At 64.5% G+C, this 11,698-nt stretch carries 12 protein-coding genes; 5 read left to right on the forward strand and 7 right to left on the reverse strand.

From position 1 onward, the window contains the following. Positions 1 to 159 precede the first annotated feature (159 nt). The 5 genes from AC13HB_RS03275 to AC13HB_RS03295 all read right to left on the reverse strand — a co-directional run bounded on the left by AC13HB_RS03275 (position 160) and on the right by AC13HB_RS03295 (position 4,822). Entirely contained in the window at positions 160 to 783 is a 624-nt protein-coding gene (locus AC13HB_RS03275; RefSeq protein WP_482948291.1) for a glutathione S-transferase, read from the reverse strand. Next, a complete protein-coding gene (gene trhO, locus AC13HB_RS03280; protein ID WP_482948292.1) occupies positions 780 to 1,757 on the reverse strand; it encodes an oxygen-dependent tRNA uridine(34) hydroxylase TrhO in 978 nt (325 codons plus the stop codon). Before trhO ends, AC13HB_RS03275 begins: the two co-directional genes overlap by 4 nt. A gap of 64 nt (positions 1,758 to 1,821) precedes the next feature. Further along, complete coding sequence (locus AC13HB_RS03285) at positions 1,822 to 3,462, reverse strand: sensor histidine kinase (RefSeq protein WP_482948293.1); 1,641 nt, start codon at positions 3,460 to 3,462, stop codon at positions 1,822 to 1,824. Positions 3,463 to 3,465: 3 nt separating this feature from the next. Beyond that, complete coding sequence (locus AC13HB_RS03290; protein ID WP_482948294.1) at positions 3,466 to 3,855, reverse strand: hypothetical protein; 390 nt, start codon at positions 3,853 to 3,855, stop codon at positions 3,466 to 3,468. 100 nt (positions 3,856 to 3,955) lie between these two features. Continuing rightward, positions 3,956 to 4,822, reverse strand: coding sequence for a hypothetical protein (locus tag AC13HB_RS03295; RefSeq protein ID WP_482948295.1), 867 nt, complete (start codon positions 4,820 to 4,822; stop codon positions 3,956 to 3,958). Positions 4,823 to 4,917: 95 nt separating this feature from the next. Between AC13HB_RS03295 and AC13HB_RS03300 the strand changes: the two genes are divergently transcribed. Continuing rightward, entirely contained in the window at positions 4,918 to 5,577 is a 660-nt protein-coding gene (locus AC13HB_RS03300; RefSeq protein ID WP_482948296.1) for a Fe2+-dependent dioxygenase, read from the forward strand. A 4-nt stretch (positions 5,578 to 5,581) separates the two neighbouring features. On the opposite strand, the gene AC13HB_RS03305 is transcribed toward AC13HB_RS03300, so the two are convergent. Further along, entirely contained in the window at positions 5,582 to 5,875 is a 294-nt protein-coding gene (locus tag AC13HB_RS03305; RefSeq protein WP_482948297.1) for a metal-sensitive transcriptional regulator, read from the reverse strand. 48 nt (positions 5,876 to 5,923) lie between these two features. On the opposite strand from AC13HB_RS03305, the gene AC13HB_RS03310 reads away from it, so the two are divergent. Genes AC13HB_RS03310 through AC13HB_RS03320 form a run of 3 tightly spaced genes read left to right on the forward strand, consistent with a single transcriptional unit; the run spans position 5,924 to position 9,062 of the window. After that, on the forward strand, positions 5,924 to 7,309 hold the full coding sequence (locus tag AC13HB_RS03310) for a TolC family protein (RefSeq protein WP_482948298.1): 1,386 nt from the start codon (positions 5,924 to 5,926) through the stop codon (positions 7,307 to 7,309). Then, positions 7,309 to 8,637 carry a multicopper oxidase family protein gene (locus tag AC13HB_RS03315; protein WP_482948299.1) on the forward strand — a complete coding sequence of 443 codons (1,329 nt, stop codon included), beginning with the start codon at positions 7,309 to 7,311 and terminating at the stop codon, positions 8,635 to 8,637. The genes AC13HB_RS03310 and AC13HB_RS03315 overlap by 1 nt, the downstream gene beginning before the upstream one ends. A 29-nt stretch (positions 8,638 to 8,666) precedes the next feature. Further along, entirely contained in the window at positions 8,667 to 9,062 is a 396-nt protein-coding gene (locus AC13HB_RS03320) for a copper-binding protein (RefSeq protein WP_482948300.1), read from the forward strand. Positions 9,063 to 9,066: 4 nt separating this feature from the next. On the opposite strand, the gene AC13HB_RS03325 is transcribed toward AC13HB_RS03320, so the two are convergent. Continuing rightward, complete coding sequence (locus tag AC13HB_RS03325) at positions 9,067 to 9,360, reverse strand: GNAT family N-acetyltransferase (RefSeq protein ID WP_482948350.1); 294 nt, start codon at positions 9,358 to 9,360, stop codon at positions 9,067 to 9,069. A 278-nt stretch (positions 9,361 to 9,638) separates the two neighbouring features. Here AC13HB_RS03325 and AC13HB_RS03330 point away from each other — a divergent pair, with 278 nt between their 5' ends. Beyond that, positions 9,639 to 11,657, forward strand: coding sequence for a DEAD/DEAH box helicase (locus tag AC13HB_RS03330; protein ID WP_482948301.1), 2,019 nt, complete (start codon positions 9,639 to 9,641; stop codon positions 11,655 to 11,657). Positions 11,658 to 11,698: the final 41 nt, after the last annotated feature.

Consider the following 11,698-nt stretch of genomic DNA (forward strand, 5'->3'; position numbering starts at 1 on the left):
CAGGGGCGGCGCGTTCAATCGGTGAACGAGTGCTCCGTTATCGGATATTGCCGTTTTATGACAGAGGGAGCGGGGTTCCTGCCGGTTTTTCAGCAGGGAGTGTTGCGGATTTGCGTCAGCCGCCCGCTGCGTTGCAGCAAAACTGCTGCGAATGCGAAATCAGTCCTGAGGCGCCCAGAGCGGTTGCTTCTGCATGATCGCAGAGAAGCGTTCCGAGGCGAGATGGCCGGCCAGCCAGGTCTGCAGACCGGACAGGTCCTGCGCGTCGAACCAGTCGCGATCCGTATTGGCGAACTGACGCACGAAGGGGAATATCGCTGCGTCCGCAAGGCTCATGCGTGCGCCCGCTAGCTGCGGCGTGACGCGGAGAATCCGGTCCAGCGATACGAGGTATTCCAGCCCGGCCGCGCGATGGTCGTCCGGCTTCGCCCCCTCATAGCGCGTCGCATATTTGTAGCGGTCGAGATGGTGTTTGAACGGACCGTCGCAGGCCGAGACGAGACGCTCGGTGCCCCTTGCGTCGGCCGCAAGCCAGCCTTCCGGGTCGTTGCGTTCCAGCGCCCAGCGCATGATGTCGAGGCTTTCCTCCAGTACGCTGCCGTCCGGCAGGACGAGGACGGGAACCGTACCCTTGGGCGAGGCGTCCAGCATGGCCGCCGGCTTGTCGCGCAGCAGGACTTCGCGGTGCTCGACCGGCGTGGCGCTGACGTGAAGGGCCAACCGCGCCCGCATCGCATAGGGGCAGCGGCGAAAACTGTAGAGGATGGGCAGGTTGCGGGTCACGCCGTCCCGGCTTCCTTGCCGCTGTCGCCTTCCTGCCCGAAGCCGGTGTCCTGAATAGCCGGATAACGTTTGCCGAGATGCCGCTCGCCGCGCGCCTCGGCCAGCTGTTCCTGCCGGTGCCGCTCGGCATAGCGCGCGCGTTGCTCCGCGTCGCGGTCCTCATGGCAATATGGGCAGGAGACGCCGTCTTCGTAGAGCGGGGACTTGATGTCTTCAGGTGCCAGCGGTTCGCGGCAGGCATGACAGATGCCGTGAGTGCCTTCTGCCAGACCGTGGGCGACGGAGACGCGGCGGTCGAAGACGAAACACTCGCCGCGCCACAGGCTGTCCGCTTCGGGCACGGTCTCGAGGTATTTCAGGATGCCGCCCTTGAGATGGTAGACGTCCTCAACGCCTTCTTTGCGGACGAAGGCAGTCGCCTTTTCGCACCGGATTCCCCCTGTGCAATACATCGCGATGCGCGCATTGGGGCGCCCCTCGCGAAAATTCCGGAACCAGTCGGGAAAGTCGCGGAAACTCATCGTCTTGGGGTCGACGGCACCTTCGAACTGGCCGATCCGGACCTCGTAATCATTGCGCGTATCGATCGTCACCACGTCGGGTGCGGTGATCAGCGCGTTCCAGTCTTCCGGCTCGACATAGGTGCCTACGGTACGGTTCGGATCTATGCCCGGAACCCCCATGGTCACGATCTCCTTCTTCAGACGCACCTTCATGCGCAGGAAAGGCTGCGTGTCCGCCCAGCTTTCCTTGTGCTCGAGGTCGGCGCAGCCGGGCAGGGCGCGCAGTGCAGCCAGCACAGTCCGCAGGCCCGCCTCGGGGCCCGCGATCGTTCCGTTGATCCCTTCCGGTGCCAGCAGGAGAGTCCCGAACACCGCATTCGTCTCGCACTGCTCCTTCAGCCGGGCTTGCAGCGCCGGCAAGCCGTCCAGCGGCGTGAACTTGTAGAGGGCGGCAATGAGATAGCGCGGCATGGCTTGGTCCCTGGCTGATGCGGCGCTTATAGCAAGGCTTGTCGCATGGCGTCAGGCTATCGCCTCAGTCGTTGCGGCCGAGGGCCATGCCATCGATCGCGCGAGACCCGTCGCGATCCGGGAAAATAATGTAGAAACAGCTGCCTTCGCCAGGCTCCGACGTCAGTCCGATCTGGGCGTCATGCATGTCCGCCACCCGCTTGCACATCGCCAGTCCGATCCCCGACCCGCTATAGGTGTCGGACGAGTGCAGGCGTTCGAAAATATCGAAAATCCTCTCGAAATAGGCTTCATCGATCCCGATACCGTTATCGGTAACGCTCAGTCGCGTGGCGGAGCCGACGGACCGGGTCTCCACGAGGATGCGGGGTGGCCGTTCGCCGCGATACTTGATGGCATTGGAGACGAGATTCTGGACTGCCCTGGAGAGCAAAAAGCGATCGGCGTGGACGGGGCTGTCGCCCTGCCAGACAATTTCGGCGCCCGCCTCTCGGGCCGTTTCGCCCAGAAGGTCCTCGATTTCCTCGCGGATTTCATCGAGCGATATCGCCTCGGGCGAAAGCTGGGCCTTCTCCGCCTGGGTATATGAGAGCAGGTCCTGGACGAGTCTCTGGGCCCGGTCGGCGCCGCGATTGATCCGGTTGAGCATGTCCTCGCTGCGTTCGTCGAGCTGCAGGTCGCGCTCTACCAGGAGCGTGGCCAGACTTTTCATGGCCCGCAGTGGGGCCTGCAAATCGTGCGATGCGTGCGCCGCGAAGCGCGCGAGCTCCTCATTCTTGGCCGCAATGACTTCGTTCGAGGCTTTCAGCGCAGCGGTCTTGCGGTCGACTTCCCGGCGGACCAGCTCGGACCGGCGGGCATCCATCAGCGCGAGTGCTCCGATCGATGCCGTCGCAAAGAGGGAAAAGGCCAGCACCAGCCAGGGCAAAAGGCCCAGTCGGAGCAGGTAGTCGCGCGTGGGCGCCAGACTGACCTGAAAGGACTGGAAGGGCGACGGAGCGTTCCAGTGGATCAGATAGGGTGCAGTCTGCTCGAAATCTCCGGGCGCCGGGCGTTCGGCGCCCACGAAAACCGGCGGCGCTTCTCCGAAACGGACCATCACGCGGGCCGGTTCGTCCTGCAGCTCGGTATGGGACAGCATCGCGTTGAAATCGGCGATGATAAAGGCGTGGTGGAGGGGATCGGCGCCCATTGGTCGAATGGCGGCGAAGATCAGTGCCTCGCCCTCCGCTTGCTCGAGCGGAAGAACCCGGATCGTCGCGGCGTCCGGCCAGCGGTCCTGCTGCGCAAGCGCCGAGGCGATGGCTGCTGCGTGTCCGGCGCCGCCGTCCCCGATCGTTTCGGGGCCGACGATACCGATGTCGACGAGGGTGGGGATCTGCGTGATGGCCCCGGACCGCCTGACGATGGTGACGGCCGCGTCCGGCGACAGTCCGGCCTCGATCACCGCGTCCAGCTGGTTGAGCTCGGCGAACAGGATGTCGAAGCCCGCATCGAGTTCGACGAAGCGGGTATCGGCATAATTGCGGAAGGCGTCTTCCTTGCTGCTCGTCTGGCCGACAAGGGTCGCGAAGAACAGGCCGAGCGAGATCAGGATTCCGAACAGGATGATGACGACAGGCGTTCGATAGGCGTGCAGAAGCCCGGTCAGCGTCTCGAACTCGCTGTCTTCGGAAACCGGATAGGGCGCTGTCTGTTCCGGCATCCCTTACTCGCCGGCTTGTGGTGCACCAATTCGCGAAAAGCGATCGATGAGGACCGGAACAAGCGGCAGCATCAGGACAGCGGTCGCGACCGATGCGGCGGCGGTCATCAATTTGAGCGCACCTTCCAGATAGTAGAGCGGGTACCAGAGAACCACGATGTTCATGACGTGATTGATACCGCAAAACAGGATGAAAATCCCGAACATTGCGAATGCCCAGCGGAACGGAATTCTTGCCCGCGTGCGGCGAAGGAACAAGGCGATGGTGACCGGAATTGAGAAATAGGCCAGTGCAATGGCCAGGTCGGCAATCACATGGATACCGACCAGTTCCGGGCGCCAGAGAAAACACATGCCGTGCGGCATGAAATTGTTCAGATCGAAATACCCCATCATTCCCTCCTGATAGCGAGACTGGGTCGGGAAAGCCTCGTAAGCTAGACAGGATTCTCGGAATTGTTGCGGGTTTAAATTATTCGCCCCCTGCGTGCGCCTACTTCGCGACCGAGTGATATCCGGAAACGAGTGCCAGAAGGGCCTCCGGGTCGGTGTCGAGGCTGTCGGGTTCGGTCGCTGTCGGATAGGCGGCGTCCAGCGCGTCGATCGCCACGATTGCAGCCGCCGCAGCAGCCGGCATGGCCGAGCCGATCTCTTCGAGGTGAACCTGCGCATAGCCTTCCGCGGCCCGGGTAAACCCGTATCCGTCCAGATACGCATCGCCGCCGGTCGTTCCCGCTGCGGCAACGCGGTATTGCAGGGCCGCGCGCTCGATGAGGTCGCCCAGCACCTGGGCATGGACCTGCGGCTGCCCCATGGAATTGGTCGGCGCATGGCCGGAGGCGGCATCGATGGCCGCAAGGACGTCCTGGACGCGGGCCTGGATCGCCTCGTCGCTTTCGCCGGAATACGGGGCGACGGACGCGTCGGTCATCACATCGCCGAACAGCGTGGCGCCATTGGCTTCCAGCGCCGGCTCGAAATCGATGTAGATCTCGGAAATCGGGTGCGCGAACATTTCGGCACCGGCGGTGCGTTCGCCTGCCCGGAAGGCGTCGATCCCGGCGAGATAGTGCGCCCGCATGACTTCGAGCGCGATCAGATAGACAACCGGGTCGTCTTCGGCCGCCGACGGATCGATGCCGAATTCGCCGCCGCCGGCCGCACCTTCGCCTTCTCCCTCGCCTTCACCTTCGCCCTCGACGAATCCGGCCGGAGCGGCTTCATCATGCATGGCCATGTCGCTTTGGGATTCCTCCGGGGAGGCGGCCTCGTCCACGGGCTGGCTGCAGCCGGCAAGGGATCCGATCAGTGCCGCCGTACCGACGGTCGTCCAGATGCGCGTGCGACGTTTGATGGACATGGTCTTGTCTCTCCGGGATGCATTAGCGTTGGAACGGTGCGATAACCGGCTTAACGCCAGTTCCGGCAAATGACAATTAGTCGCAGGTTTTTTCGATGCTGTTGTGTCTGCAGAATCTCTGTTCGCCCGAGGATGTGGAGCAATTGCGCGTCCTGGCTTCGGAGAGCGAGTTCGCCGACGGGAGAGCCACGGCAGGCTGGGCCGCGAAAGCCGTGAAGAACAATCTCCAGATGGAAAGCGGGCCGCGCATCGACACGATCCGCAAGATCGTGCGCAAGGCGCTGGAGGCCAATCATCTCTTCAATGCCTTCGCCCTGCCGAAGACGATCTCCCGCATGCTCGTCTCGCGCTACGGGCCGGGTATGGAATACGGCCGGCATGTCGATGATGCGCTGATGGGCGGACGCCGCGTGGACCTGTCCTTCACGCTCTTCCTGTCCGATCCGGACCGTTACGAAGGAGGCGAGCTGGTGATGGAGGGTGTCGACGGCGAGACCGAGGTAAAGCTCCCTGCCGGGAGTGCCGTCGTCTATCCGACGGCCGCTCTGCATCGCGTCGCGCCGGTCGTCTCCGGCGAGCGGCTGGCCGTGGTCGGCTGGGTCAGGAGCCTGGTCAGGCGGGCGGATCAGCGCGATATCTTGTTCGACCTGGACCGGGCTGCGCGGCTGCTGAGAGAACAGGGCGCCGGGGCGGAGGCATTGGCCCTTGTTCTCAAGAGCAAGTCCAACCTCCTGCGGCAATGGGCGGACGACTGATCTCTCAGAACTTGTAGTGCCGGCCGAGCAGTTCGATCAGTTCGTCGATCTTTTCCTGCTGTTCGGCAGGGTCGCCGGAGCGGACGGCATCGGCGACGCAATGATCCGTGTGACTCTTCAGGACTTCGCGCTCGACGCCCGCAAGGGCCGATTTCACCGCTGACAATTGCGTGAGGATGTCGATGCAATAGCGCTCTTCCTCGATCATGCGGGCAATCCCGCGCACCTGTCCCTCAATGCGTTTCAGACGCGTGAGGCTCTTGGTGTGGCATGGAGAAATCGTTGCGGTATCGGTCATCCGGCACTCTATTGTATACCCTATGGGGGTATGTTAGGCGGTTGCCCCATGACACGCAAGCTGACGCTCCTGATCCTGTCCGGCTCGCTCCTCGCGGGCTGTGCCAATCTCGATCCTGCCGACGAAAGGTCGCGCATTTTCGATGCTGCCGTGCAGCGGCAGCCGCTGGCAGCTCCGGCCGGGCTCCCGGACTCACAGGCGGTCGTGCCGCTGCGGGCGGACGACCAGGTGACCCAGAATGCGGCGATCGCCCGCGCGCTCGCGGCGAATCCGTCTCTCCGGGCCGAGCTCGCGGAAGCGGGACTTGCACGTGCCGCCTGGGCCGGAGCGCGTCTGCCGGAGAACCCTTTGCTCGGCGTGATCTGGCGGCCGGAGGAGGGGGGAGAGGACTTTCTCGATATCGATCTGACCGCTTCGGTTATGGGTATGCTAGGCACGCCCTGGCGAGCGCGTGCGGCGCGGGCCGAGTACGACGCCGCCCAGGCTGCGGCGATAGCCCGGGTCATCGACTTTACCGCCGAAGTGCGCAGCGCCTGGGTCGCCGCGGTCGCAGCCCGGCAGAGGCTGGGCATGATGGAAGAGGTCGAACGCGCCGCGAATGCCGCTGTCCTCATTGCCGAGGAATTGCGGGCCGCCGGAAACATTCCCCTGATCGAGCTGGAACGGGAGCGGACCTTTGCATCCGCCGCGTTACTGGGGCGCATGCAGGCTGCCTACGAGGCCGAGCGAGCGCGCAATGCGCTGGCCCTGCTGATCGCCGCGGACCCCGCTGTCGAATGGACATTGCCTGATCGGCTGGACGAGCCGGAGATGCGGGATCTGTCCGGCATCGAGCGCGCTGCGATCGCTGCGAGCCTGCCGCTGCAACAATCCCGGCTGGAGGCCGACGCGATGGGGCGCCGTGCCGGTATCGAGAATTTCGCCAGCCTGCTCGAGCATGCCGAGATCGGAGGCGTATTCGAACGTGAGGACGGAGACTGGCACGAGGCAGCCTCCGTCGAGACGGTCGTCCCGCTTTTCGATTGGGGGCAGGCCCGCCGCGCGGCTGCGCAGATCAGGGCCGAACAGGCGCTGGACCGTCACGCGGCACGCGCAGCTTCCGTCCGCGAGGGGGCAAGGACCGCCCGGCAGGCAGCCGAGATGGCGGCGGACCAGCTGGCCTTTGCGCGGGAGACGCAACTTCCGCAGAGCGAGCGGCTGCTGGATGAAACCATGCAGCATTACAATGCAATGCAGCTCGGCGTGTTCGAGCTGATCTCGGCCTTCGAGGCCCGGATCGGTGCAGGGGAGGCGTATCTCGCCGCGCTCGAACAGGCCTGGCAGGCGAATATCGCTATCGACCGCCTCGCCGCGGGCGGGTCGGCCGGCATGCTGTCCATGAGTGATGCGGCCGGCGCCCCCGAAGGCGCGGCCGGCCGTGAAGGAGGCCATTGATGGGTGTTTCCAGACGCGACGCGCTTCTTGTCGGAACCGCAGGGCTGGCGGCAGTCCCGCTCGCAACCGGCGGCGCCAGCGCCCAGTCCGCCGGCTGGCCCGCGCACGCGACCAGTGTCGAGCACGGTCAGCGCTACGAGCCGGGCCGTCCCGGTCGCGACTACACACCGGTCGTCACGCCCGACGGCGCGACCCTGCCGTTCCGCATCGTCGACGGTGTGAAGGTGTTCCACCTCGTGGCCGAGGAAGTCGATCACGAATTCGCGCCCGGCCTCGAGGCGAAGACCTGGGGTTATAACGGCCGCACGCACGGACCGACCATCGAGGCGGTCGAGGGCGACCGGGTCCGCATCTATGTCACCAACCGCCTGCCGGCGCCGACCACGGTGCACTGGCACGGCGTGATCCTGCCCTCGGGCATGGACGGTGTCGGCGGTCTCAATCAGCGCTCCATCCACCAGGGCGAAACTTTCGTCTATGAGTGGACCTTCCGCCAGCACGGAACCTTCATGTACCACTCGCACCATGACGAGATGACCCAGATGGCCCTCGGTCTGATGGGGATGATCGTGGTGCATCCGCGCCGGCCGCAGGGCCCGCGTCCGGACCGCGACTACGCCATCATGCTGTCGGAATGGGCGCTCCATCCGGGCGCTTCGCGGCCCGATCCGAACGTCATGTCGGACTTCAACATCCTGACCATGAACGCGAAATGCTATCCGGGGACCTCGCCGCTGGTGGCCGAGCGCGGCGAGCGCGTGCGCCTGCGCTTCGGCAATCTCTCGGCCATGGATCACCACCCGATTCACCTGCACGGCTACGCCTTCCGGCTGATCGAGACCGATGGCGGGACGATACCGGAAGCCGGACAGATGCCCGAGACCACGGTGCTCGTGCCGACCGGTTCGACGCGGACCGTCGAGTTCATCGCCGACAATCCGGGCGACTGGGCGATGCACTGCCACATGACGCACCATGTCATGAACCAGATGGGGCATGGACTGCCGAACATGACGGGCGTGAACGCGCGCCGGATCGATCGTGCTGTCGGTGCCTTCCTGCCGGCCTATATGACGATGGGCCAGGACGGGATGGGCGAGATGGGCCAGCATCTGGAGATGGGGCACATGGAAATTCCGGAGAACAGCCTCCCCATGATCGGCGCCCGCGGACCTCACGACTATATTACGATGGGTGGCATGTTCACCATTCTCAAAGTGCGCGAACATCTCGACGGCAATGGCGATCCGGGCTGGTACTCCAATCCGGAAGGACAGGCACGTCCGGCCGAAGCCGCCGAGCTCGCACGCGACGGTATCGATATCTAGGGCCGGAAAGATCGGCGAAGGAGACGAAAATGATAACGCTTTTCACCGCAATGATTATGTCGACGACGCTGCTCGCGGGCGCCGACCATCACGGCCAGAGCCAGCATGGCGACATGCAGGACATGCAGCATGGAGACATGCAGCATGAAGGCATGAGCGAAGACGGCATGATGGACCATGGCGAACACGGCATGATGTCCACGACCTGGGCTGATGTTCGCATGGCCGATGCCGAGCACCGCACGACGATGATGCGTCACGGTCCGCTCGACGAACTCGGCATGCCGGGAATGGTGATGGAATTCCAGGTCGCCGACGACGTGGATTTCGATCTCTTCCAGCCGGGTGCGTCCCTGACCGTCACGGTGACGAATGGCGAAGACGGTCTCGTCGTGGTCGCCGCTGAGCCGGGCGAGGAAGGCTGAGGCTTCAGCCAAGACCCTCGATCACATCGCCCCATTCGGGATGCCGCTCCGCCTGTGCCTTCAGGAACGGGCAGAGCGGAACAATGGTGAAGCCCTTTACGCGCGCCTCGTCCACGACATGGCGGGCGAGGGCGCTGCCGATGCCCTTGCCCTTGAGGCTGTCGGGTACGCCGGTGTGGTCGACGATGATGCGGGACGGCGACAGGCGGGAGAATGTCATTTCGCCGGTCTCGTCTTGCCCGGAAACGGCGGCGATATAACGCCCCTTGCTGCCGTTCTCCTCGAGGGTGATCGTGATGTCACGGCTCAAGCCCGCCTCCTTGCCTCGTCTGCTCTTCGCATCTGTATGACACCGCGTTCCTGCGGATAAGAGCCTTTCCGGAAAGACAGCGCTTCGTGGTGCGCATGGCCGCCATGCCGCGATGCCGCGGCCCGGCTGCGCCTTTCGTGAAGCTTTTTAGTCGGCGACGTGATAGAGGCGGGCCTCGCGTCTGCGATGACCCTTCTGGATTGGCACGGGGTTCGATGGTTGGCGCGATATGCGCGATTGGCGCCAGAGCCTGACAGGACCCCGTAATGACTCTCCCCACGACGATTCCCGCGCCGCTGGCGCGAGCCCTCGAAAAGAAGGGCTATGAAAGCCTGACCGAAGTTCAGACCGCGGTACTGGCCGACGGGCTGAGCGATGCGGACCTCCTGGTCTCTGCACAGACGGGATCGGGCAAGACCGCAGCCTTCGGCATGGCCATCGCCTCGACTATTCTGGGCGAGGGGGATTCGTTCGACTTTGCCGCTGCGCCGCTGGCGCTGGTCGTCGCCCCGACCCGCGAACTTGCGCTTCAGGTCCAGCGCGAGCTGGAATGGCTGTACGGCGAAGCCTATGGCCGCATCGCGTCCTGCGTCGGCGGCATGGACCCGCGCACGGAACGCCGGGCCCTGCAGCGTGGTTGTCATGTCGTGGTCGGGACGCCGGGCCGTCTGCGCGACCATATCGAGCGCGGTGCGCTGGACATGTCGGCCCTGCGCGCCGTCGTGCTCGACGAAGCGGACGAGATGCTCGATTTCGGCTTCCGCGAAGATCTGGAGTTCATCCTCGACTCCGCTCCGGCAGACCGCCGCACGCTGCTCTTCTCGGCCACCGTGCCGAAGGAGATCGCCGATATCGCCCGCCGGTTCCAGCGCGATGCGGTGCGCATCAAGACGGTCAGCGAGCGCGAACAGCATGTCGATATCGCGTATCGCGTGCTCTCCGTCGCGCCGAGCGATCGCGAGAATGCCATCATCAATACGCTGCGTTTCTACGATGCCGCCCGCGCCATCGTCTTCTGCCGCACGCGCGAGGAAGTGAACCGTCTCGCCAGCCGTTTCGGCAATCGCGGCTTCCAGGCCGTCGCCCTGTCCGGCGAATTGAGCCAGAACGAGAGAACTCATGCCCTGCAGGCCATCCGCGATGGCCGCGCCCGGGTCTGTATCGCGACCGACGTGGCTGCACGGGGTATCGACCTTCCCGGGCTGGAACTCGTCATCCATGCCGACCTGCCCACCAATGCCGAAACCCTCCTGCACCGCTCGGGCCGGACCGGCCGGGCCGGACAGAAGGGCGTGTGCGCCCTGATCGTTCCCTATTCCCGCAAGGGGCGGGCGAACCGTCTCCTGCGCGATGCCCGAATCCAGGCGGAGTGGGCGGAGGCCCCTGATGCCGAAGCCGTCGAGGCGAAGGATCGCGAGCGTCTCTTCAACGATCCGGTGCTGAGCGAAACCTATGAAGAGGACGCGCTGGAGGATGCGCGTGCCCTGATCGAGAAATTCGGTGCGGAGCAGATCGCCGCCGCCTTCATGGCACGCCGGCGGGCGGCCATGCCTGCAGCCGAGGAGCTGATCGCCTCCGGTCCGCGTGAGGACAAGCCACGCGAACCTAGGGAGAATTTCAAGGACGGCGTCTGGTTCAAGCTGACCGCTGGCCGCAAGGAGCGCGCCGAGCCGCGCTGGCTACTGCCGCTGATCTGCCGCCTCGGCCATGTCACCAAGCGCGAAGTCGGCTCAATTCGCATTGGTGAGGCCGAGACGCGTTTCGAGATCGCCGCGAACAAGGCCGAAGCCTTCATGGCCTCGGTTGTAGAGAATGGCGGCGGTGAAAAGTCGATCCGTATCCTGCCGGTCGAGCCGGGGGAGGGCGATGATTTCGTCGAGGCGGCACCGGCGCCCTTCGAAGGCCGCCGTCCCGACCGCAAGCCGCGCAAATTCGACAAGCCCCGTTTCGACAAACCTCGGGATGACAAGGGCAAATATGGCAAGGCCAGTTTTGACGGCGATCGCCCGAAGAAAGCTTTCAAGGCGAAGCCGCGACGTGACGATGCTCTGGACGAGGCGCCGGCTTTCGACCAGGACGACGCAACGCCCCGACCGAAAAAGGCTTTCAAGGGCAAGCCGAAGGGCGATGCTCCCAAGCGCAAATTCTCGAAGAAACCCAAGCCCGGAAAGGCGCCTGGCGGTTCCGATTATCCCGTTCGCCGCAAGGACAAGCCGGCTGGCGAGGGCAAGGGCGCCGCACTCAAGCGCGTGAAACGCAAACCCAAGCCGGGCAAGGCCGGCTAGGCGTTTTCGTCTTTGTCCGCCTCCCGCCTATGATGGTCCGA

The organism is Maricaulis sp. B-26, from assembly GCF_056857855.1.

Coding starts and splice junctions, on each gene's coding strand:
- trhO (WP_482948292.1), bottom strand. CDS start 1,757: ATGCCGCGCTATCTCATTGCCGCCCTCTACAAGTTCACGCCGCTGGAC.
- AC13HB_RS03285 (WP_482948293.1), bottom strand. CDS start 3,462: ATGCCGGAACAGACAGCGCCCTATCCGGTTTCCGAAGACAGCGAGTTC.
- AC13HB_RS03290 (WP_482948294.1), bottom strand. CDS start 3,855: ATGGGGTATTTCGATCTGAACAATTTCATGCCGCACGGCATGTGTTTT.
- AC13HB_RS03295 (WP_482948295.1), bottom strand. CDS start 4,822: ATGTCCATCAAACGTCGCACGCGCATCTGGACGACCGTCGGTACGGCG.
- AC13HB_RS03300 (WP_482948296.1), top strand. CDS start 4,918: ATGCTGTTGTGTCTGCAGAATCTCTGTTCGCCCGAGGATGTGGAGCAA.
- AC13HB_RS03305 (WP_482948297.1), bottom strand. CDS start 5,875: ATGACCGATACCGCAACGATTTCTCCATGCCACACCAAGAGCCTCACG.
- AC13HB_RS03310 (WP_482948298.1), top strand. CDS start 5,924: ATGACACGCAAGCTGACGCTCCTGATCCTGTCCGGCTCGCTCCTCGCG.
- AC13HB_RS03315 (WP_482948299.1), top strand. CDS start 7,309: ATGGGTGTTTCCAGACGCGACGCGCTTCTTGTCGGAACCGCAGGGCTG.
- AC13HB_RS03320 (WP_482948300.1), top strand. CDS start 8,667: ATGATAACGCTTTTCACCGCAATGATTATGTCGACGACGCTGCTCGCG.
- AC13HB_RS03330 (WP_482948301.1), top strand. CDS start 9,639: ATGACTCTCCCCACGACGATTCCCGCGCCGCTGGCGCGAGCCCTCGAA.